Here is a 20,948-nt window from a genome sequence, read left to right as displayed (position 1 = left end):
TGAATACTAAACACATGGGAGTTTGTGGAGACAAACTGAGAGTATGACTAATCCGTCATTGACCATTTGAACCTGTTGGATAATGCCAGCGTAGGGAGAGTGTAAAAGCACATGTTCAGGCACTTTGCATACGCGCAAAGTGTCTTTTTGTGTATCTCCCATCACTATAGTTAGGGGATGAGAAGGATGAATATGAAAGAAATTAGTAAAGTAGTGGATTTGGTGAGAGAATCTAATCCGCTCGTTCATAATATTACAAATGTTGTTGTAACAAACTTTACAGCTAACGGTTTGTTAGCGTTAGGGGCATCGCCTGTAATGGCGTATGCAAAAGAAGAAGTAGCAGAAATGGCTAGCATTGCTGGAGCGCTAGTATTAAATATGGGGACACTTCGTCCTGAAGAAGTAGAAGCGATGTTACTTGCGGGTAAATCAGCAAATGTGAACGATGTACCAGTACTGTTTGATCCAGTTGGTGCAGGAGCAACATCGTATCGAACAGAAGTTGCGAGGCATATTCCGGCTGAAATTGATTTAGCGATTATCCGCGGAAATGCAGCTGAAATAGCGAACGTTATTAATGAGAGCTGGGAAATTAAAGGGGTAGACGCCGGTGCTGGAAATGGCAATGTCGTAAGTATTGCAAGGCAGACAGCGGATGAATTAAATACAGTAGCGGTGATTACTGGAAAAGAAGATGTTGTTACAGATGGAGAGCGAACGATTCTTATTCGAAATGGTCACTCTATTTTAACGAAGGTTACGGGAACTGGTTGTTTACTAACTTCTGTAATAGGAGCATTTGTAGCAGTAGAAAAGGATTATGTAAAGGCAGCGGTAGCGGCATTAACGTTTTATGGTGTAGCTGCGGAACTGGCAGCTGCTAAGACAGTGGAAAAGGGACCTGGTAGTTTCCAAATTGAATTTTTAAACCAGTTAGCAAATACAACTTCAGATGATATTGAGAAGTATGGGAAGATTGAGCTTATATAGTAAGGAGGGGAACTAGATGTCACGTATTACAAAGGCTGAAATGTCTAGATTACTATCAGTATATTTTATTATGGGAAGTAACAATTGTGCGAAGGAGCCACTACAAGTATTGAGAGATGCACTTGAAGGCGGTATAACAATTTTTCAATTCCGTGAAAAGGGGGAAGACGCTTTAACGGGCGAGAAACGTATTTGTTTTGCAAAAGAACTACAAGCAATTTGTAAGGAGTACGGTGTACCATTCATCGTAAATGATGATGTGGAACTAGCTCTCGAGTTAGATGCAGATGGCGTGCATGTTGGCCAAGATGATGAAGGAATTACTTCTGTTCGTGAAAAAATGGGAGATAAAATTGTTGGCGTATCTACCCATACAATTGAAGAAGCACGCTGGGCAATTAAAAACGGAGCTGATTATTTAGGTGTTGGGCCTATTTTCCCAACGAGTACGAAAAAAGATACGAAAGCTGTGCAAGGAACGAAAGGTTTAGCTCATTTTAGAGAACAAGAAATTACAATACCAATCGTTGGGATTGGTGGCATTACAATTGAAAATACCGCTGGGGTTATAGAAGCCGGTGCGGACGGTGTTTCTGTTATTTCCGCGATTAGTTTAGCTGAATCTCCGTATGAAAGTACGAAGAAGCTAGTAGATGAAGTAAATAGGAGTTTGTAGGAAAAGGGAACTTCACAAAAATAGTAAAGAACATAATGGATGGTTAAAAATATTTAAACAAACGTTTGATTAAAAAAGCACAAACCCTTTAAAATTGTAGGTTTGTGCTTTTTCTTTAAAACATAATTGATATTAAAAGCATTCCAATTCCGATAGAAGTGAATGTTGCGATTAGGCCTGGAATCATAAAGCTATGATTTAAAACATATTTACCAATACCTGTTGTACCAGTGCGATCAAAGTTAATGGCAGCAACGATTGTTCCATAGTTTGGAATAAAGAAGTATCCATTTACTGCAGGGAACATCGCGATTAGTAGTGCTGGTGGAATACCGAGTGATAATCCTAGAGGCATTAAAGCACGTACTGTTGCTGCTTGGCTATATAGTAAAATAGATAGAATGAATAATGCGATGGCAAATAGCCATGGTGCACTTGTTACTAGGTGTTGAATTGATCCTTGAATCATATTTAAGTTTCCGTTAAAGAAAGTATCTCCCATCCAAGCGATACCGAAAATAGCAACAACTGCTGTTGCCCCCGCTTTAAAGACGTTACCAGACACGATGCTTTCTACATTTGGTTTGCAGAAAATAATAATAAGAGCTGCGATAGTTAACATAACCATTTCAATTGTGTTTGGCATGGAAAGACGAACTAACTTCCCGTCAACCATCCATCCTGGCCGAAGTGCTTCAAATGAACCGAGAAGGACGACAAGGAAAGTTCCTACTAAGAAAAGGATAACGGATAGTTTAGCGCCCTTTAAACCAACAAATTCTTTCTTCTCTTCAATTTTAGGAATCATTCCTTCTTTTAAACGTTTCAAGTATTCAGGGTCTTCATTTAATTCTTTCCCCATTTTGCTAGCAACAAATGCAGCTACCATACAAGCGATGAAGGTAGAAGGAATACTTACTTTTAAAATATCTAATAAGGTGATTTTATAGTCAGCTAGCATTGCTAAAAGTGCAACTGTTGCAGCTGATATAGGACTAGCTGTAATTGCTTGTTGGGAAGCGATTACGGCAATTGACATTGGTCGTTCCGGTCTAATCCCAGATTCGCGAGAGACTTCTGCGATAACAGGAAGTACAGAATAAGCAACGTGACCAGTTCCTGCGCACAGTGTAAATAAATAAGTAACAATTGGAGCAAAGAATGTAATGCGCTTTGGATTTTTTCGTAATGCTTTCTCAGCCAGATGAACAAGGTAGTCCATTCCTCCAGCGGCTTGCAGTGCACCGGCAGCTGTAATTACTGCTAAAATCATAAGCATTACATCAATAGGAGGAGCTGTAGGTTGTAAGTGAAAGACGAAAACAAGTATTGCCATACCAACGCCACCCATTACTCCTAGACCAACTCCGCCTAAGCGTGCGCCAATAAAAATGCAGAGTAGTAACGTAAGAAATTGTAGCCAAAACATGATAAACTACCTCCGAAATTCATTAGTTAAGATATATTCGAATAATTTAATTTGAATGAAAATTAAAATAAATACTCAAAATAATCCTTGTGTTATATACATTTTTTATTATATAACACAAGAAATATAACATTCACGTACTTTGTTAAATTATTTCGAAAAAATAATCCATTGAAACTTTACATTTGCATCTCTAAATAGGTAGACATTTTAATTCTTATGTTGTAATCTTTGATAGAGAATAATTTAATTCTCATAGAACTCCCATATCGTTCAACTCGTTCAGCGAGAAAGGCAAACTGATGGAAACATTAGGACGCAAAACTAAAGGAGCTAAGGCCGAAAGGCTATGCTAGCCAGTTACCGGACGGATAGGGTTGGTCTTGACCAATGCTCTTTTCATTGGTCTTTTTTTTATTTATAAACAAATGAGAACTTTTATCGATTGTTAATGAGGTTTATATTTTAATAGTTTTACTTTATATTAAGTTAATTAAGAAAGGTGATGTTAATGAAAAAATATTGGCACAGGTTATCATTTCTTCAAAAAAATGTATTGTTAACTGTGTTAGTTATTTTAACGCTTGTTGGTACTATGGGAGCATTAAGTTTTAACATGTTTCAAAATAGCATGATGTCTATATTTGAAAGGCACTCTTTTGAAACAGGAGATACGGTATTACATAAATTAGATGAAGAAATATTAAGAGATGTTGCAAAAGACCCAACGGCAGAAAGAGAAAAGAGAGAGAAGTTAACAGAGAAATTAGATGAATCAACGGAAGAATTGAACAGTGTTGGACAAACGTATATCGTTGGAGCGAAAAAAAATGAAAAAGGTGAGCTGCAAATCATTGATTTGTCTACAGGTTTAGCAAATGTTGTTGAAGTAAGGCCGGGAGAATATTATAAACAACCAGATCTTTGGATGAAAGCATATGATAAAGTAATGAGCACGAAAAAAGCAAACATGACAGAAATATATGAAGACGCATTAGGAACATGGGTAACGATATTAGAGCCAATTAAAGATGGAGAAGGTAACATTGTGGCACTAGTTGCAGCAGATGTAGATGCCTCTATTGTTCCTAGTACAAAGGAAAAGTTCATTATACAAGGTTTAATGTTTATTTGTATTTCTGTTTTAATTGCAACTGTTGTTCAATTCTTAATTGTACGTAACGCGCTTGCTCCATTGCGGGATTTACGTGAAGGATTGCGCAGAGTTGGTAAAGGTGATTTAAGTATTAAATTAGAGGAAAGACCAGATGATATTGGTATTATTAATGCGTATTTTAATAATACCATCGAGAAGTTTAAAGGAATTATAGATAAAGTGAAACAGACAGCAGAACAGGTTTCCTCATCTTCACAAGAATTGTCAGTGAGTACGAAAGAGAATAGCATGGCAGTCCAAGGAATCGTAAGTTCTATAGTTGAGTTAAGGGCTGGCGTTCAATCACAAGAAACTTCAGTACCAAAATATTTAAGTATTGTATATGAAATGGAAGATAGGATGGAAGAGATAACTAATATTGCAAAACAAATGGCAAAAGAGTCTGAAGGTACGAAGCATCATTCAGTAAAAGGAAATGGTGTTATTGAACAGGCGATTAATCAGATGAACATAATACAAAATGCAGTACAAGATTTATCTTCTATCATTCATTCTTTGGAAACAAGATCAAAAGAAATTAGTGATATTGTAAACGTAATTACAGGTATTTCAAATCAAACGAATTCGCTAGCTTTCAATGCTTCTATTGAAGCTTCACGTGCTGAGGCAACCGGAAAGGGATTTGCCGTTGTTGCTGATGAAGTGCGTAAATTAGCAGAGCAGACGGAAGCATCAGCAAAAGATATAGCGAAATTAATAGGGGAAACACAAGTTGAAACGGAAGAAGCTGTTGTTTCAATACAAAAAGCTTCAAAAGAAGTAGAATCCGGAATTAAACTTTTTCAAAGTAGTGGTGCTTTCTTTGAAAAAATTTCAAAATCAGCACAATCTGTTACAAATCAAGTTAGAGTTGTTTCTAGCAATTCAAGTGATATATTGCAAAATAGCCAAAATATTGTTCGTGTTGTAAATGAACTATCACTTATTGCAAATACGTATGCAAATAGTAGTAATAATATTGAAGAAAGTATGAAAGAGCAGGAAATGTCTGTACAAGATATTGCTGAATTAGCTAGTTCTTTAAGCTGGCTTTCACAGGAGTTACAAGAGTTAATAGGGGAATTCAAAAGTTAAATGAAATGATTATACGTGCTTTTGTTTGTTCAATAAAATAAATCATGCTACAATGAAAACGAATTAAGGACCGGGGAGCCAATTGGCTGAGAGGATGTAAACAAACATCGACCCTCAACCTGATCTGGATAATGCCAGCGTAGGGAGTTACTTAAAGTGATGTAGCATATGTTATTCTATAATAACTTGCATACAAGGCTTTCCTACGCAGTAGGAAAGCCTTTTCTTGTTTTAACCTTTCATTTTATAAGGGGGATTTTACTATGTCACAACAAGTTACGATTTCATTTTCAGTAGTACCACAAGCGAAGAACAAAGATGTGTATTCTGTTGTCGATAAAGCAATTGAAGTTGTACAACAATCGGGAGTTCGTTATGAAGTAGGGGCAATGGAAACAACGCTGGAAGGAGAATTAGATGTACTTCTTGATATCATTAAACGTGCGCAACAAGCTTGTGTGGATGCTGGAGCAGAAGAAGTGATTACTTCTATTAAAATCCATTATCGTCCAAGCACTGGTGTAACGATAGATGAAAAGGTTTGGAAGTACCGTGATGAATATGCAAAACCAGAAGCAATCTAAAATAATTACAACAATTTGGCTTATCCTTCTCATAGCGATATGGGAAGGATCTGTTTCATTATTTAAAATTGAACCGTGGATTTTACCGAAGCCTTCTGCCATTGTTCAAGAATTAATTGGAATGAAAGATTTACTATTACCGAATACGATGCAAACGTTACAAGAGGTTCTAATCGGACTGTTTTTTGCGATTTTAATTGGGACAAGTATTGCAATTATTATGGATGTTATCCCCTTATTTCGTATTTTAATAAATCCGTTGCTTGTTATTTCACAAACGATTCCAATCGTTGTACTTGCACCGTTATTTATTATTTGGTTTGGATATGGAATGCTACCGAAAGTAATGGTAGTAATACTTGTTTGTTTCTTCCCAATTGCGCTTAGCATTTTAGAAGGTTTTCAAACGGTAGATAAAAATATGTTGAAGTTGTTGCAAACGATGAAGGCAACGAAATGGCAAGTTTACCAGAAAGTAAAGTTTCCAGCAGTGCTGCCATACTTTTTCTCAGGTTTAAAAATTGCAGTTACATATAGCGTAATGGGAGCAATTATTGGGGAATGGCTCGGTGCAAGCGAAGGATTAGGAGTTATGCTTACAAGGGCTACAAAATCCTTTTTAACAGCCCGAGTATTTGGTGTGGCAGCAATTATTGTTATGGTGACATTATGTCTGTATTTTATCGTGGAGTTTATGGCAAGAATAACAGCACCATGGATATATAGAAAGGACGGCAGAAAATGAAAAAAGGTTTAAAAGTTATGTTGGCTGCCTTATTAGCAGTAGGTGTGGCTGGATGTAATCCGGCGAAGAAAGAAGAAAGTGCAAGTAAAGATCAAAAAGTAAAAGTAGTATTAGATTGGTTTCCGAATACGAATCATACTGGCCTATATGTAGCGCAAGCGAAAGATTATTATAAAAAGCAAGGCCTCGATGTAGAAATTATTCAGCCTGGTGATAATGTGACAGCGGAGCAAATGATAGCTTCTGGAAAAGCCGACTTCGCAATAAGCGCACAAGAAAATGTAACGTTGGCTCGTGTGGAAGGTATTCCTGTTGTATCTGTAGGAGCAATCATCCAACATAACACTTCAGCTTTTGCATCACTTAAAAAAGATAATATGACGTCACCAAAAGATTTTGAAGGTAAACGTTACGGTGGCTGGGGAGGACCAGCAGAAGAAGCAACGCTGAAGACAATTATGGAGAAGCATCAAGCTGATTTTAATAAAGTTGAAAAAATCATCTTAGGACAAACAGATTTCTTTAAATCAATCGGTCGTGATGCAGACTTTGAATGGATATATTACGGATGGGATGGAATTGAAGCGAAGCGCCAAGGAAAAGAGTTAAATACGATTATGGTGAAAGACTTAGACCCAGCGCTTGATTTCTATAGCCCTGTTATTATTACGAGTGAAAAACATACGAAGCAAGATAAAGACTTTGTGAAAAAGTTTATGAGTGCAACGACAGAAGGTTATAATTTTGCAATTAAAGAACCGAAAGAAGCTGCTGATATTTTAATTAAAGCAGTTCCAGATGTGAATAAAGAATTAGTACAAGAAAGTCAAAAATGGTTAAGTACGAAGTATCAAGATGATGCAAAAGCGTGGGGAGTACAGAAGGAAGAAGTTTGGACGAATTACATGAATTTCTTATATGATAACAAAGTTATTAAGAAGAAAATTGATGTGAAAGATGCCTTTACAAATGAGTTCCTTCCAAGTGAAAAATGAGTGGATTACAAATAAAAGAGATTGTAAAAGCTTTTGATGGAAAGAATGTATTGGCAAATATTAGTGCTTCTATACGAGAGGGAGAGTTCGTTTCCTTTGTAGGACCGAGTGGTTGCGGGAAAAGCACATTATTAAATATGATTGCAAATGTTGAAAGCCCAACAAGTGGGAATGTAACGTATAAGGATAGGCACGTACAAGAGCAAGATGTTGTAAGTTATATGCCGCAACAAGATTTATTATTACCTTGGCGATCAGCTTTGCAAAATATAGTTCTTCCATTGGAAATCGAAGGGAAACCGAAAAAACAAAGGCTGACAGAGGGAATGGAAGCATTAAAGCAATTTGAACTAGATGAATATGCAGACCATTATCCAGATGAATTGTCTGGTGGTATGCGTCAAAGAATTAGTTTTTTGCGCACATATTTATGTGAAAAGCCAATTATGCTACTTGATGAGCCTTTTGGAAAATTAGATGCCTTTACAAAAATGGAAGTACATAGCTGGCTTTTAAACTCTTGGCACCAAGAGAAGCAAACAATCGTTATGGTTACACACGACCTAGATGAGGCAATCTTGCTTTCAGATCGCGTATTTATTTTATCTCAAAGACCAGCCTCAATAGTTGGTGAGGTACAAGTGAAATTACCTAGACCGAGAACGATGGATATGTTAACATCACTTGAGTTAAAGAAGGATAAGGAAGAAATTCTGAGAGTATTAGCTCCGTATATGAAAAAATAGAAAAAGTCTTTTAACAGTTTTTGGTATAATTACTGTTAAGAGGCTTTTTTATATAGGGGGAGAAAGATGAAATCTATAGAGAAAATAGTTGATTCATTAACGCCGGACAATCTTGAAGAAGGAAAGTCCTTATTAAAAAATCATATTTTATTAATGAAGTATGGTATGGAACATCATGAATTAAAAGAAGAAGAGATGTCAGAAGTTTTAAAGTGGGTTCAAGGCCGGAATCAATTGAGAGAAGATGTTCCAGAATTACGCGATTTACATTTAATTAAAAAGTTTCAAGTGGTATTAGATGAATTTATTCATTCTATAATTTCAAATGGTTATGTGGAAGATGCGGTAGAAGTTTTAGAGAGTGTATTAAAAAGTATGGGAGCAGTCGCTCATATTGTAAAAATTATGTTTGTTGGCAAAAGAAAAGTTAATAGAAATTCTTTAGAAATGGTAGAAGGGTTAAAACGAGAGTGCTACAACTTAATGGAACAGCGTGCTGCTGTCGGGTTGCATGCTCAAATCTTTCATGTTTTAGGTTTTGTTCATTCCATTCAGTTTGATTTAGAAGAAAGGTCGCAGGAACATGGACGAACTGTAATAGGCCTTTTAACGGATTTTAAGACGAAGGAATTGAAATCTGTACAACAATTTCAAAACGAAGAACATATTCCAGAAGTGAAAAATATGGTTAGTAAAGAGTATGGGGTAGAACTACAAAGAAGAATTTATATTTGGAAATCGTTAACGCTCATCTTTACAAGTCCATATGCATTAGAAAAGATGTATAAAGAAATTTACGCAGAAAATGAAAAAGCGGAGAAGGAACAAAAGAAAAAATAGAGAATAAAATATAACAGAGTAGTTTATACTCTTAATATAACAAATGTTAAAGGAGTGAAAGGATAAAATGACTTTATCAACTGTTCTTCAAATGGTTTTAGCTTGATGCGGGAGAAGTCTGCCCATTTTTAACGATTAAGCTAAATTGAAGACAGCAGGTAAAGAACCTTAATCCTTTTTTACTATAATATGTAATGGGTAAGGTGTATTCACCTTACCCATTTTTTATATATACAATTAAATAAGGCTTTATACTGTTGCTCTCTCTATTTAGCTTATGAACTATAAGTAGAGGAGAGAAAAAAATGAGTATATTAACAGTAGAAAATGTAAGTCATTCGTATGGTGAGAAAACCATTTTATATAATGCGTGTTTTCGACTATTAAAGGGCGAGCATGTTGGGTTAGTTGGGAAAAATGGAATTGGAAAATCAACATTGTTAAGGATTTTAACAGGAGAACTTATACATGATGACGGAAACATTGAATGGTTTCCACATGTGAAGATAGGTTTTTTACAGCAGCATATGGATTTACAAGAAGGAATAACAATTGAGGGATACTTACAAAGTGCATTTTCTAATTTGTATGCGGTTGAATGTGAAATGTTAAAAATTGCTGAAGAAATGAATGGAGCAGGAGAAATAGAAAAGTTGTTAGTAAAGTATGGAGAATTACAAACTATATTGGAAAGTTCTAATTTCTATCAAATTCATACAGAAATTGAGGAAGTAGCAATCGGTTTAGGTTTATTTGAAATGGGGCTTAAAAAGGATGTTTCAAAGTTAAGTGGAGGACAGCGAACAAAGTTATTACTTGGGAAGCTCCTTTTAGAAAAAGCTGATGTTTTATTGCTAGATGAGCCAACAAACTATTTAGATACAGCCCATATAGAATGGTTGCAATCGTATTTGAGACTGTATGAAAAAGCTTATGTAATCATTTCACATGACGAAGCATTTTTGAACAGTATTACGAATGTTATTTATCATCTAGAAGAACGGAAAGTGAAGCGGTACGTAGGAAATTATGAAAAATTTGTGCAAAGTTATCAATTGCAAAGGAAACAATTACAATCGGCGCATGCGAAACAACAAAAAGAAATCTCTCAGTTAGAAACATTTATTCAAAAAAATAAAATTAGAAAAGCGAAACAGGCTAAAAGTCGAGAGAAAGTATTGGAGAAAATGCAAAGGATTGAAAAGGTTAATCATGTACCTCGATCCCGTTTTGATTTCAATGTTTATGAGGAGCCAGTTAGTCGCATATTACAGGCTGAAAAACTAAGGATAGGATATAGTTCTCCGTTATGTCCAGAATTGAATTTGCAAGTAAAAAAAGGAGAAAAGATAGCGATTGTTGGTCATAATGGGATTGGAAAAACGACAATGTTAAAAACGTTATTAGGTCAAATAAAGCCGCTAAGCGGTTCAATTTCTGTTGGAGAACGAGTAAATCCTGCTTATTTTGCGCAGGAGGAGTTTGCTTCAGAAACAACACCATTAGAAAAAGTTTGGGCAGAACGACCAGATATGACAAAGAAAGAAGTACGCCAAGTATTAGCAAAGTGTGGATTGAAAGAAGAACATGTATTAAAACCTATTCGTTTATTAAGCGGCGGGGAACAAACGAAAGTACGTTTATGTGAACTTATCGTAACGAAAAGCAATGTTTTAATTTTAGATGAACCGACTAATCATTTGGATATAGAAACAAAGAAGTCTTTGCAGGAAGCGTTACAACAATATAAAGGAACAGTTTTACTTGTCTCACATGAGCCTTCTTTCTATGAAGCATGGATAACAAAAGTATGGAATATAGAAGAATGGGACGCTGAACGATATGAATAAAGAAAAGGCATTAGCTTGTATAAGCTAATGCCTTTTCTTTGTGATTAACATGATTTTCGAGAACTCTTACATGAGAATTGTATGAAGAAGCACTCTTATGGTGCGCTTATAAGCGTGCTTTTTCTTATGTTATGTTTATATTTAGATGCCTTTCCCTAACAGGCGACTATCTTTCTTTATATATATAGATAGTTTGAAATGGAATGAAAATAATTCCTATATGTAAAGAATAATGTGATTAGTATAGGAAGACAATAGAACTTAAAGGAAATTCATGTAAAATTCAGATGAACTTCACATGAACTTCATATTAGAAACTAAATATAATTATAATAGGTTATTATAATATCAATTTGTGATTTTTCATAAAATTAAAAGTTTGAATTTAGGATAGAGCACTCAAACCTAAATTCAAACTTTAGTGAAATAATTAATGGAGGTTACGTTTAGTTTTCGCTAATAGATGCATTTAAAAGTTCGGCAGGATTGCCTGTTCCTGCCCCTCCGATTGTAATCGATCCACCAGGAGGAATTTCACCATTCCATCCTGCATTCGTAATTACGTAATGATTATTTGTTTTACTACTAATTTTAGAATCCCAAACTTGTGTTAAATTGCCGTTATAATCAAATTCTAATTTCCAGTTTTTAATAGAGGTCGTTCCACTATTTTTAATTACAATCGAGAAGTTGTAACCACTTCCCCAATTTGAAGTGACTGAAAAGGTAGCATTCCCATTTCCACCAGGAGGTGTTGTGTTAGTATCGTCTGTTTTTACAATAATAGAAGTAGGCTGTGATTTATTCCCAGCAGCATCCTTTGCTATTACTGAAAATGTGTATTCTGTATTAGATTTTAAATTTTTAATTGTAATGCTATTTGTTGTTGTACTCCATTTCTCTTCTCCGGCAGTAATTTCATATTCCGTAACTCCTACGTTATCAGTAGATGTAGTCCAGTTTAATTGAACGGAGTTTGAATTTTTATTTGTAACAGCAATATTTTTTACGTTTGTTGGTGGTTCAGTATCTTTTTGAGTAATAGGTCCACCAAGTAATTCTTTTACTAGCGTATCAAGTAATTTTGGCCCACTACAACTATATTTTGGACTTGTACGGCAATCCCCGCTTAGTTCCCAAAACATTGCGCCACTTAAACCCTTTGTCTTTATATAGTCTGTTTTATATTTCATAGATTCGTTGTCATCATAGCTAATAAACGTGCCTGTAGTCGCATTATATAAATAAGGTACTTTCGCTACATCGTTCCAGTGGCGAACAAAACCATTTTTATTAACATAATTAGCTGCTAAATCACCGTAATCGTACACACCTGTGTCACCGGTAGAGTAATCATCCCAAGTACCTTTAGAAGCGAGCTTTCCATCACTACCTGGTTTACAAGGTTGGTATTGCCCGTTATTTTCTTTTCCGCAATTTTTCCATCCACGTCCGTAAAAAGGTACACCTAATACGAGTTTATCCGCTGGAACCCCTTCATTTGTATAAATGTCTATTGCACCATCTACGTAAAATTTCGTATCTGCTGCTGGGTCATTTGGATCTTTGTATAGAGCTGCATTATGGTTAGAAGTAGCTTCCCATCCACCGTGGAAATCATATGTCATAATATTAATCCAATCCAGTATTTGAGAGATTTTCTTTAGCTCTGTATGATCAGCATAACGTTGGCTTGCACCTGATGCGATTGTTAGTAAGTATTGTTTACCATCTTCTGCACCAGCTTTCGTTAATGCATTTCGAACATCTTGAAGGAGTAGGGTGAAGTTTTGCTTATCTTCAGGACGATAACTACCACCAGGAATCGTTTCTACACCCGGATATTCCCAGTCTAAATCAACGCCGTCAAATCCATATTCGCGAAGAAAAGCTACTGTAGATTCAGCGAATACTTTTCTTGTTTTTTCATCAGCGGCCATATCAGAAAAACGGTTAGACCAAGTCCAGCCACCAACGGAAATAATTGTTTTTAAGTGAGGAAACTTAGCTTTTAATCGTTTCAGTTCTCCGAAATTTCCACAGCGGGCGTATTTATCACAATCTTCCCAAGTTGTACCTGATCCCGGATAAGATTTTGTGACATCAGCCCATGGTTCACCGAGTACGAGAGTACCATTAGGGACCTCTTTATTTTGCAGTGGTACACCAGACTCTTTACAGTTCCACGTTTGTTTATTCGGATTATCAGGGTGAGTAGAAGGGTTTCCATGTTTTCCATTCCAGCAAATATCAGCGAAAGCATAGTTTAAATGAGTTAGCTTGGATGCATCAATGTCTGCAACTTGATAATTGCGTCCGTAAATACCCCATGAAGGAAAATACCCAACAATTTTTTGACCTTGCTTTGGTGAATTTGCTAATGCAACATTTGGAGTAATAAAGTTTGTGAGAAAAAGAGGTAAGAAGAGTAGTAGAGATAGTAATAGCAATGTGAATTTTTTGGAGCTCATAGTCATTTCTCCTTTCAAAATAAAAGATATATTTAAAGGCGTACGCCAGTAAACCAAAGTGAATCTAGACGTATGAAACGTCTAGATAAAAATGATCAGACATCACGAAGTCTATACAAGGGAGCTGGGGGTGATTAAATCGTAGCAAATGTAAGATTTAGTGTAAACGCTTTATTTGATTCGGAAAGATTTTCTCAATATGAAATGGCTCTAACACAGACTACACATGAAAATAAAATATTGATTAGGGAGGAAAAGGCTCCTTGTAATTAAATTTGAGAAAAAATTGTATACAGTCAATTTGTAATAGCGTAGCAAGATGAGAAAATATCATGTAAAATAATAGTAAAAATATGTAAAGGAGCGAATGGTGTGGATGTCTTTTTGAACATTGCTGAAGAAAAAATTCGACAAGCAATACGGAATGGAGACCTTGATCATATTCCGGGAAAAGGAAAACCACTACAATTAGAAGACCTTTCAATGGTACCTCCAGAACTTAGAATGAGTTATAAAATCTTAAAAAATGCGGGTATGATTCCACCAGAAATGGAACTACAAAAAGATATATTAAAAATAGAAAACTTAATTGCATGCTGTTATGATGAAGTAGAGAGAAAAGAATTACAAGAAGAGTTAACAGCAAAAACGCTGCGTTTTCAGCAGGTAATGGAAAAGAGAAAGATTAAAGATAGTTCAGCTTTTCGTATGTATCAGGGTAAAGTATTTCGTAAATTACGCTAAGAGGGATAAGATGAATACATTTGAAACGATAGAAGAATTAGCGACATATATTGAAGGACAACAATTAGTACTGCTGTTTATTAAAACGGAAAATTGTGGTGTTTGTGATGTTATGTTAAGAAAAGTAAATTGCGTATTAGAGAATTATGATTACGTAGAGAAAGTAGAAATATTACTACAAGACATGCAAGAGATCGCAGGGCGATATGCAGTATTTACAGGACCAACAGTTTTATTATTTTATAATGGAAAAGAAATTCTTCGTGAATCGCGCTTCATTTCACTTGAAAATCTAGAAAGAACCATTCAATTATTCAAAGATTAAGGGAGGCTTTTATATGGAATTTATTATTGTCATATTATTATTTGTTGTAGTTGGAACGATCGTAACAGCAGTTCGATCAAACAAAAAGAAGGTAAATCTTACAAAACAAAATAACATTCATAATTCATCCAACAGCTCATCACCATTATTTTTCTTTGCTGGATCGGATAATGATGGCTCGCACGATGGAGGTTCACATGATTGCGGAGGTTCTTTTGGTGGAGATAGTGGAGGTAGCTGCGGTGGTGGAGGCGGCGGTGATTGATGAGAATACGCCCTATAGGGGGGCGTATTTCTTTTTAAACAAACGTTTGATTAGTTGGCTTACATATGCATAAAAACAGTTAAACAAACGTTTGATTAATATTTTTAATGTAATAAGGGGAATAGAAATGAAAAGGGAACCGAAAGTGAAAAATAAGGGGAAAGTAATGTTATTTTTATTAGCTGCGGGAGGCGTATTTCTTGTTAAATTAGGATTTAAAATTGGAATAATACATATGATTCGAACGTGGTTTGAAAGTACGTTTTCTTAAATAAGGAATATAGCCTCTTGCGATAGAGGTTTTTTATTTGTTATTATTAGACTGAACGGTCGGTTTAAAGAGGTGTAAATATGAGAAGAAGTACAGAAGAGATAAAGAAAGAAATTGCTTATAAAGCAGAAAGTCTGTTTTCACAGAAGGGTTATGCAGCTACATCTATGGAAGAGATTTGTGAAATTACAGAGCGAAGTAAAGGAAGCATTTATTATCACTTTAAAAGTAAAGAAGAATTATTTTTATTTGTAGTAAAACAGCATACGTATGATTGGCTTGAAAAATGGAATGAAAAAGAGAAGTTGTATAGTACGAGTACTGAAAAACTATATGGTCTCGCGGAATATTATGTAGAGGACATACAGCAACCCATTTCAAATGCAATAGAGGAATTCTCTATGAGCCAAGTTGTAAGTAAAGAAATTCTGGATGAACTGTTAGCTTTAACTAGAGAATCATATGTTACGGTTGAGGAATTAGTTGAAGCAGGTATACAGTCTGGAGAGTTTCGAGAAGATGATACGCGTGATCTTATGTATATTGTGAATGGATTATTATCGGGGCTTGGAGTACTTTACTACGAGTTAGATTATAAAGAGCTGAAACGTATTTATAAAAAGGCAATAGATGTATTGTTAAAAGGAATGGCAGCTGAATAATAGGTCAGTTGCTTTTCTTACAAAAAAATAGACCGAACGGTCGGTTTATGAAAGAGGAATGAAAATGAACGCTTTATTTAAAAACCGAGCATTTATGCTCGTTATGGCATCTGATATTTTACAACAATTTGCAATTTGGATTAGAAATATGGCTCTTTTATATTTCATAATGGAGCGAACGAATAATGATCCAGTTTCAGTTTCTTTGTTATCGGTTATGGAATATGCACCTATTTTTATTTTCTCGTTTATCGGTGGGGCGCTAGCTGATCGCTGGAATCCGAAAAGAACGATGGTTGCTGGAGATGTATTAAGTGTACTGTCTATTGTAGGAATTGTCTTGTTGTTAAAGCTGGATTATTGGCAGGCTATATTTTTTGCAACACTCATTTCCGCGATTGTAGGTCAGTTTTCTCAGCCATCATCTTCGCGTATATTTAAACGCTATGTAAAAGAAGAACAGGTAGCAAATGCGATTGCATTTAATCAAACATTACAGTCATTATTTATGATTTTTGGACCAGTGGTAGGATCGCTTGTATATACACAACTTGGTTTATTTACGTCACTATATAGCTTAATCATTTTATTTTTGTTATCTGCTATAGCCCTTTCATTTTTACCAAAATGGGTGGAACAAGAGCAAGTGGCGAGAGGTTCATTAAAAAATGATATAAAAGAAGGATGGAAATACGTTCTTCATACGAAAAATTTACGTATGATTACGATTACTTTCACCGTTATGGGCTTAGCTGTTGGACTAACGAATCCATTAGAGGTATTTCTTGTAATAGAGCGCCTTGGAATGGAAAAGGAAGCAGTTCAATATTTAGCCGCAGCTGATGGAATCGGTATGTTAATCGGTGGTATTGTTGCTGCAGTTTTCGCTTCAAAAGTGAACCCGAAAAAGATGTTTGTATTCGGTATGAGCATATTAGCAATGTCATTTTTAGTAGAAGGGCTATCTACATCATTTTGGATTACTAGTTTCATGAGGTTTGGAACAGGTATTTGTTTAGCTTGTGTTAATATAGTCGTCGGTACGCTTATGATTCAACTTGTACCAGAAAATATGATTGGAAGAGTAAATGGAACAATTTTACCACTGTTTATGGGGGCAATGTTAATCGGAACTTCACTAGCTGGAGGATTGAAGGAGATGACCTCACTAGTTACTGTATTTTGTATAGCAATGTCACTTATTTTGTTAGCAATAGGTCCGGTTTTACGTATGCAAATAAAGAAAGAAGATATTGTGAATCGAGAGGAAATGACGAATTGATTAGTTTCGAAATAGCTATTGTAAGGGAGCAGAATTGCTCCCTTTTCTTGCGGCAATCTTTTGACAATGATATGCCCCAACTATATACTGATGATGTAAAAACGATTTTACAGGTTAGGAGAAATGGTGTGAAAAATCAAATCTATGAATTACGCACTGAAAACAATATTTCACAAGGTGCATTGGCTGATAAGTGTAAAGTTTCTAGACAGACGATAAATGCAATTGAGAATAATAAATATGATCCAAGCTTAGCGTTAGCATTCCGTTTAGCTGAAGTATTAGGAACAACTGTTGATAAACTATTTTTGTACAAGCTGTAGGGGGAGTAGTTGTTGGGGAAAGAGAAAATAAGTCTTGTAGTTACGGCATTAGTAGCTATAAGTACGTTAGTGTTTGCACTTTATTATTGGTTAACTGAACTTCAAGTAAACTGGTATGCACTATTTATTTGTAGCATCGCATTACATTATATGTTTAAAAGTTTGGCATCGGTAGGTTTTAATAAATGGGTTGATTTTCATAACATACCTCTTTTGTTTGCGTTATGCGCTGCGATAGTTGTAAAGCCGGCTGTAGAATTTTTAATTGTAAGACGTTATCGCTAAAACTAAAGAAAAGATCCTCTTCTCATGAGAAGAGGATCTTTTCTTTATAGCGTTTTAGTTTTTGGACTAGGTGGTGTAACGGATGTATCATTTTCGGGAACCCTAGTTAGTAAGAATCCACCGATAACGAACAGTACAATAATACTAAGGACACCAGCGTTGGTTTTTCCTGTTAATTGCGTTGTAACACCGACTAATACTGGCCCCATAATTGCCGCGAATTTACCAAAGATATTATAAAATCCGAAGAATTCATTTGCAGATTCTTTTGGTACCAGTTTTGCAAAATAGGAACGACTAAGTGCTTGAATACCACCTTGAGAAGTGGCAACTAACATTGCTAAAATCCAGAAATCGAGTGTCGTTTTTAAGAAATAAGCATATATGCAGATAATGATATAAATAATAATGCCGACGTATAGCATTTTTTTACCTGTAAATGTTTCTGATAACTTTCCGTATAATAAGGCGAATGGACAAGCTACAATTTGTGTGACAAATAAGATGATTAATAGATTCGTTGCACTAATACCGAGATCTGTTCCGTAAGCGGTAGACATAGTAATAATTGTATCGACCCCGTCAATGTAGAAGAAGTAAGCGATTAGGAACATAAATACAGTTTTATATTCTTTAATATTTTTAAAAGTATCAGCAAGGCGTTTGAAGCTCATTGCAATTGGTCTTGGATGACGTTCAATGTAATGTGTTTGCTCTACATTTTTTAACATTGGAATTGTAAATAATCCCCACCAAAGAGCTGTTATTGCGAACGAAATTTGACTAGCAATGCCGACTGATAAAGGGATAGTTCCTTTTTGAGCAAGAATAATAAGAGCGATACAACCGATAAAAGGAATTGTGCTCCCAATATAACCTAATGCAAAGCCCCTTGTAGAAATTCGGTCCATTCTATCTTTAGAGGTAACATCTACTAAAAATGCATCATAAAAAATGTTTGCTCCCGCAAAACCGACTAATGCGAGCATATAGCAGCCTAGTAATAAGTACCACTGAGATGTTGGGACGACTGCTAGCATACTTGTAAATACGATACCGAGTCCAAAGAAGAATGTGAAAAATCGTTTTTTAAATCCTTTATAATCAGCAACTGTGCCGAGAATAGGAGCAAGTATAGAAATTAAAAGTGTAGCGAAAGAGTTCGCATATCCCCAATATGCCGTTGAAGTTGCACCAGATAGTCCGGCTTCTTTTGCAGCTGCTTTAAAGTAAATTGGAAATAATGCAGTGGTAATGACGAGCGAATATACCGAATTCGCCCAATCGTATAATATCCAGCTTTTTTCTTGTCTGGACATTTTTTTCATATAATGTTCCCCCTTAAATTTGTTCTACTAACAGTGTACAAAAATAAAAATTATAAAAAGAGAAACAGTGATGATTTTTACATAACTTTTACATATATACACAGTTCTTTACAATTGAAGTAAATCCTCTACAATTGATCCGTCTGTTTCACCTAAGTGTAAACCGAGTAGTCTAGCGATAGTTGGACCTTCATCAATAAGTCTCATATACGGAATGGTAACGCCGCTTTTTATCCCTTTCCCAGCAGCGATAAAAATTGTTTCATAGTTAGGTTTTGTTGGAGAGTATCCATGCGTACCAAATGTATATTTTTTACTAGGCGTAACATCTTTTTCAGTAATTTCTTTTATAAAATCGCCTGTATAGTTTTCAGTGAAATAATATCCTTCTTGTGCTTCCAACATAAATAAACAATTACCATCTGCACCGCAGTCTTTTGCAGCTTCATCATGAAGCATAAATTCAATACCGTTTTGTTTATTTTGAAGTAACTCTTCAAGTAGTAGTTGTACTTTTTGAATTGTATCCGTATCATTTTTGTCCTTCACATATACATAGGCAGAGCCGTCGCAACTTTGGCAATAGACCTTCCAGTCTACTAATTTTCCTTTTGAATTTATAGATATAAGCCCTTTTTGATGAAATAGTACATTTAATTGAATGGCTTTGTTTTCACTTAAGGCGCTATGATCACCGAGAGCGATAATTGTACTTTCTTCGTATAGGTCACTGTCTTTTAAAGCTTGAATAATTTTTCCTAGCCGTTCATCATGTCTATAGATAGCAGCTATTGTTTCGTTAGATTCAAAGCCGTGATAGTGTCTTTGAGTGTCTAAATCGGTGAAATGTACAAACATGACATTAGGCTTCTTCGTCTGGATTGTATGCACAGCAGAAGCAAGTACGAAATCATCGAGTTCAGGTTGTGACAGCCCATTTCGTATATGGCCGAAGCGCTGATTTAAATCTAATTGATATAGCGGGCTACCGCTAAATAATGAAACTAAGATTTGATTTTGCCACGGTCTATTTGGAAAGATTTCTGGTAAATTGTAATCAATATTTGCTCTGCCGGTAACAGGCCATAGAAGGGCAGCTGTCGTTAAATTTGCTTTACGTGCTTCATCGTATAACGTTGTTCCTTTAATGGATTTTCGGTACCAATGCCAATCTGGTGACTCGCGTCCAGGTTGAAGTAACGTATTGCTAACTACACCATGTTTATTAGGGTAGTTTCCAGTAACGATTGTTGAGTGACTTGGATATGTTACAGAAGGATAAATAGGTTCCACTTTTCTCGCAATCGCGCCCTTATTTATTAATGTTTGGAAATTAGGAAGTTTTTGTAATATAGGAAAATCTAAAGCTGATAAGCAATCGAAAGATAAAATAATGACGTGATTTGTTAATGCTTTATCCATAAAGTTCCCTCCTGATTATATAAAACTTATTCTTATATATTACTATTAATACCTAGTAATAAAAATATATTTCTAGGTAAAAATTTATTATTTATTTTCAGAAAAATTAAACATATAATTAAGTATAAGGGAATGAATGGAAGGAGGGAATACTATGGAGTGGCTAGATGGATTTAGTATCTTTTACATCATTGGCGGAATTACGATTATCCTTGTATTTGCTATTTCGTATTTACTAAAGAAACGGTTTCCAAACAAACAGTTCGATATTATATTTGCACTTAGTTTAATACTTCTGTGTTTAGCATCTTTTCCCGTTACAATGATGGTGATTGGTGGATGGGAAGGAATGGGATATGGATTTATTGGTTTCTTCGTTCTACTTGGTACACTTATCGGTATGATTGCACATCAACTTGTAAAAATCTCGCGAAAAAGCTACGTATAAAACTGCAGAAAAT

Annotated in this window: 22 protein-coding genes and 3 riboswitches; of the genes, 18 read left to right on the top strand and 4 right to left on the bottom strand. The window is 35.4% G+C overall.

What is annotated here, in order from left to right; genetic code table 11:
- Window positions 1-4 precede the first annotated feature (4 nt).
- Window positions 5-114: riboswitch (TPP riboswitch) on the top strand.
- Window positions 115-177: 63 nt separating this feature from the next.
- Entirely contained in the window at window positions 178-993 is an 816-nt protein-coding gene (gene thiM, locus ILT06_RS27595) for a hydroxyethylthiazole kinase (RefSeq protein WP_339328658.1), read from the top strand.
- A gap of 16 nt (window positions 994-1,009) precedes the next feature.
- On the top strand, window positions 1,010-1,669 hold the full coding sequence (thiE, locus tag ILT06_RS27590) for a thiamine phosphate synthase (protein WP_064477222.1): 660 nt from the start codon (window positions 1,010-1,012) through the stop codon (window positions 1,667-1,669).
- Window positions 1,670-1,784: 115 nt separating this feature from the next.
- On the opposite strand, the gene ILT06_RS27585 is transcribed toward thiE, so the two are convergent.
- Window positions 1,785-3,098, bottom strand: coding sequence for an anaerobic C4-dicarboxylate transporter family protein (locus tag ILT06_RS27585; RefSeq protein WP_000498713.1), 1,314 nt, complete (start codon window positions 3,096-3,098; stop codon window positions 1,785-1,787).
- 283 nt (window positions 3,099-3,381) lie between these two features.
- A riboswitch (cyclic di-GMP riboswitch) is annotated at window positions 3,382-3,466 on the top strand.
- A gap of 143 nt (window positions 3,467-3,609) precedes the next feature.
- Between ILT06_RS27585 and ILT06_RS27580 the strand changes: the two genes are divergently transcribed.
- The 7 genes from ILT06_RS27580 to ILT06_RS27550 all read left to right on the top strand — a co-directional run bounded on the left by ILT06_RS27580 (window position 3,610) and on the right by ILT06_RS27550 (window position 11,109).
- The gene (locus tag ILT06_RS27580) at window positions 3,610-5,349 is read left to right on the top strand and encodes a methyl-accepting chemotaxis protein (protein ID WP_064477223.1); all 1,740 of its coding nucleotides are present in this window, start codon (window positions 3,610-3,612) and stop codon (window positions 5,347-5,349) included.
- A 61-nt stretch (window positions 5,350-5,410) separates the two neighbouring features.
- Window positions 5,411-5,512, top strand: a riboswitch (TPP riboswitch).
- A gap of 100 nt (window positions 5,513-5,612) precedes the next feature.
- Window positions 5,613-5,933 (top strand): MTH1187 family thiamine-binding protein, encoded by a 321-nt coding sequence (locus tag ILT06_RS27575; RefSeq protein WP_000082897.1) that lies wholly within the window; start codon window positions 5,613-5,615, stop codon window positions 5,931-5,933.
- Window positions 5,905-6,678 (top strand): ABC transporter permease, encoded by a 774-nt coding sequence (locus tag ILT06_RS27570; protein WP_001057159.1) that lies wholly within the window; start codon window positions 5,905-5,907, stop codon window positions 6,676-6,678. Before ILT06_RS27575 ends, ILT06_RS27570 begins: the two co-directional genes overlap by 29 nt.
- Window positions 6,675-7,673 (top strand): ABC transporter substrate-binding protein, encoded by a 999-nt coding sequence (locus tag ILT06_RS27565; RefSeq protein WP_046958852.1) that lies wholly within the window; start codon window positions 6,675-6,677, stop codon window positions 7,671-7,673. The genes ILT06_RS27570 and ILT06_RS27565 overlap by 4 nt, the downstream gene beginning before the upstream one ends.
- Complete coding sequence (locus tag ILT06_RS27560; protein WP_000016075.1) at window positions 7,670-8,419, top strand: ABC transporter ATP-binding protein; 750 nt, start codon at window positions 7,670-7,672, stop codon at window positions 8,417-8,419. The genes ILT06_RS27565 and ILT06_RS27560 overlap by 4 nt, the downstream gene beginning before the upstream one ends.
- Window positions 8,420-8,485: 66 nt before the next feature.
- Window positions 8,486-9,259 (top strand): hypothetical protein, encoded by a 774-nt coding sequence (locus ILT06_RS27555; RefSeq protein WP_088046928.1) that lies wholly within the window; start codon window positions 8,486-8,488, stop codon window positions 9,257-9,259.
- Window positions 9,260-9,564: 305 nt separating this feature from the next.
- Window positions 9,565-11,109 (top strand): ABC-F family ATP-binding cassette domain-containing protein, encoded by a 1,545-nt coding sequence (locus tag ILT06_RS27550; RefSeq protein WP_088046929.1) that lies wholly within the window; start codon window positions 9,565-9,567, stop codon window positions 11,107-11,109.
- 446 nt (window positions 11,110-11,555) lie between these two features.
- Here the strand turns inward: ILT06_RS27550 and ILT06_RS27545 are convergent, their stop codons facing one another.
- Window positions 11,556-13,580, bottom strand: coding sequence for a glycosyl hydrolase family 18 protein (locus tag ILT06_RS27545; protein WP_088046930.1), 2,025 nt, complete (start codon window positions 13,578-13,580; stop codon window positions 11,556-11,558).
- A 372-nt stretch (window positions 13,581-13,952) separates the two neighbouring features.
- Here ILT06_RS27545 and ILT06_RS27540 point away from each other — a divergent pair, with 372 nt between their 5' ends.
- From ILT06_RS27540 to ILT06_RS27505, 8 genes are all read left to right on the top strand, one after another.
- Complete coding sequence (locus tag ILT06_RS27540; protein ID WP_088046931.1) at window positions 13,953-14,324, top strand: DnaJ family domain-containing protein; 372 nt, start codon at window positions 13,953-13,955, stop codon at window positions 14,322-14,324.
- 10 nt (window positions 14,325-14,334) lie between these two features.
- Window positions 14,335-14,649, top strand: a complete 315-nt coding sequence (locus tag ILT06_RS27535; RefSeq protein ID WP_064477227.1) for a thioredoxin family protein — start codon at window positions 14,335-14,337, stop codon at window positions 14,647-14,649.
- Window positions 14,650-14,662: 13 nt separating this feature from the next.
- Window positions 14,663-14,914 (top strand): hypothetical protein, encoded by a 252-nt coding sequence (locus tag ILT06_RS27530; RefSeq protein ID WP_064477228.1) that lies wholly within the window; start codon window positions 14,663-14,665, stop codon window positions 14,912-14,914.
- 127 nt (window positions 14,915-15,041) lie between these two features.
- Complete coding sequence (locus tag ILT06_RS27525; protein ID WP_000817976.1) at window positions 15,042-15,185, top strand: hypothetical protein; 144 nt, start codon at window positions 15,042-15,044, stop codon at window positions 15,183-15,185.
- Between the two features lie 80 nt (window positions 15,186-15,265).
- Window positions 15,266-15,847, top strand: a complete 582-nt coding sequence (locus ILT06_RS27520; RefSeq protein ID WP_088046932.1) for a TetR/AcrR family transcriptional regulator — start codon at window positions 15,266-15,268, stop codon at window positions 15,845-15,847.
- A gap of 64 nt (window positions 15,848-15,911) precedes the next feature.
- On the top strand, window positions 15,912-17,129 hold the full coding sequence (locus ILT06_RS27515) for an MFS transporter (RefSeq protein ID WP_098102458.1): 1,218 nt from the start codon (window positions 15,912-15,914) through the stop codon (window positions 17,127-17,129).
- 71 nt (window positions 17,130-17,200) lie between these two features.
- Entirely contained in the window at window positions 17,201-17,452 is a 252-nt protein-coding gene (locus ILT06_RS27510; protein ID WP_002070345.1) for a helix-turn-helix transcriptional regulator, read from the top strand.
- Window positions 17,453-17,464: 12 nt separating this feature from the next.
- A complete protein-coding gene (locus tag ILT06_RS27505; protein ID WP_064477231.1) occupies window positions 17,465-17,737 on the top strand; it encodes a hypothetical protein in 273 nt (90 codons plus the stop codon).
- 44 nt (window positions 17,738-17,781) lie between these two features.
- On the opposite strand, the gene ILT06_RS27500 is transcribed toward ILT06_RS27505, so the two are convergent.
- The gene (locus tag ILT06_RS27500; protein ID WP_000738835.1) at window positions 17,782-19,065 is read right to left on the bottom strand and encodes an MFS transporter; all 1,284 of its coding nucleotides are present in this window, start codon (window positions 19,063-19,065) and stop codon (window positions 17,782-17,784) included.
- Between the two features lie 108 nt (window positions 19,066-19,173).
- Window positions 19,174-20,487 carry an alkaline phosphatase family protein gene (locus ILT06_RS27495; RefSeq protein WP_098110757.1) on the bottom strand — a complete coding sequence of 438 codons (1,314 nt, stop codon included), beginning with the start codon at window positions 20,485-20,487 and terminating at the stop codon, window positions 19,174-19,176.
- A gap of 154 nt (window positions 20,488-20,641) precedes the next feature.
- Here ILT06_RS27495 and ILT06_RS27490 point away from each other — a divergent pair, with 154 nt between their 5' ends.
- Complete coding sequence (locus tag ILT06_RS27490) at window positions 20,642-20,935, top strand: YesK-like family protein (protein ID WP_064477233.1); 294 nt, start codon at window positions 20,642-20,644, stop codon at window positions 20,933-20,935.
- Window positions 20,936-20,948 lie beyond the last annotated feature (13 nt).

The organism is Bacillus sp. 17RED48, assembly GCF_019837545.1.
GTDB lineage: Bacteria > Bacillota > Bacilli > Bacillales > Bacillaceae_G > Bacillus_A > Bacillus_A wiedmannii.
Note: the sequence above shows the minus strand (reverse complement) of the source record. Positions and strands in the feature narration are given on the sequence as shown.

What these genes read in the sequence shown, in the direction of transcription:
- thiM (WP_339328658.1), top strand. Translation starts at nt 178, where the DNA reads ATGAGAAGGATGAATATGAAAGAAATTAGTAAAGTAGTGGATTTGGTG.
- thiE (WP_064477222.1), top strand. Translation starts at nt 1,010, where the DNA reads ATGTCACGTATTACAAAGGCTGAAATGTCTAGATTACTATCAGTATAT.
- ILT06_RS27585 (WP_000498713.1), bottom strand. Translation starts at nt 3,098, where the DNA reads ATGTTTTGGCTACAATTTCTTACGTTACTACTCTGCATTTTTATTGGC.
- ILT06_RS27580 (WP_064477223.1), top strand. Translation starts at nt 3,610, where the DNA reads ATGAAAAAATATTGGCACAGGTTATCATTTCTTCAAAAAAATGTATTG.
- ILT06_RS27575 (WP_000082897.1), top strand. Translation starts at nt 5,613, where the DNA reads ATGTCACAACAAGTTACGATTTCATTTTCAGTAGTACCACAAGCGAAG.
- ILT06_RS27570 (WP_001057159.1), top strand. Translation starts at nt 5,905, where the DNA reads ATGAATATGCAAAACCAGAAGCAATCTAAAATAATTACAACAATTTGG.
- ILT06_RS27565 (WP_046958852.1), top strand. Translation starts at nt 6,675, where the DNA reads ATGAAAAAAGGTTTAAAAGTTATGTTGGCTGCCTTATTAGCAGTAGGT.
- ILT06_RS27560 (WP_000016075.1), top strand. Translation starts at nt 7,670, where the DNA reads ATGAGTGGATTACAAATAAAAGAGATTGTAAAAGCTTTTGATGGAAAG.
- ILT06_RS27555 (WP_088046928.1), top strand. Translation starts at nt 8,486, where the DNA reads ATGAAATCTATAGAGAAAATAGTTGATTCATTAACGCCGGACAATCTT.
- ILT06_RS27550 (WP_088046929.1), top strand. Translation starts at nt 9,565, where the DNA reads ATGAGTATATTAACAGTAGAAAATGTAAGTCATTCGTATGGTGAGAAA.
- ILT06_RS27545 (WP_088046930.1), bottom strand. Translation starts at nt 13,580, where the DNA reads ATGAGCTCCAAAAAATTCACATTGCTATTACTATCTCTACTACTCTTC.
- ILT06_RS27535 (WP_064477227.1), top strand. Translation starts at nt 14,335, where the DNA reads ATGAATACATTTGAAACGATAGAAGAATTAGCGACATATATTGAAGGA.
- ILT06_RS27530 (WP_064477228.1), top strand. Translation starts at nt 14,663, where the DNA reads ATGGAATTTATTATTGTCATATTATTATTTGTTGTAGTTGGAACGATC.
- ILT06_RS27525 (WP_000817976.1), top strand. Translation starts at nt 15,042, where the DNA reads ATGAAAAGGGAACCGAAAGTGAAAAATAAGGGGAAAGTAATGTTATTT.
- ILT06_RS27520 (WP_088046932.1), top strand. Translation starts at nt 15,266, where the DNA reads ATGAGAAGAAGTACAGAAGAGATAAAGAAAGAAATTGCTTATAAAGCA.
- ILT06_RS27515 (WP_098102458.1), top strand. Translation starts at nt 15,912, where the DNA reads ATGAACGCTTTATTTAAAAACCGAGCATTTATGCTCGTTATGGCATCT.
- ILT06_RS27510 (WP_002070345.1), top strand. Translation starts at nt 17,201, where the DNA reads ATGCCCCAACTATATACTGATGATGTAAAAACGATTTTACAGGTTAGG.
- ILT06_RS27500 (WP_000738835.1), bottom strand. Translation starts at nt 19,065, where the DNA reads ATGAAAAAAATGTCCAGACAAGAAAAAAGCTGGATATTATACGATTGG.
- ILT06_RS27495 (WP_098110757.1), bottom strand. Translation starts at nt 20,487, where the DNA reads ATGGATAAAGCATTAACAAATCACGTCATTATTTTATCTTTCGATTGC.
- ILT06_RS27490 (WP_064477233.1), top strand. Translation starts at nt 20,642, where the DNA reads ATGGAGTGGCTAGATGGATTTAGTATCTTTTACATCATTGGCGGAATT.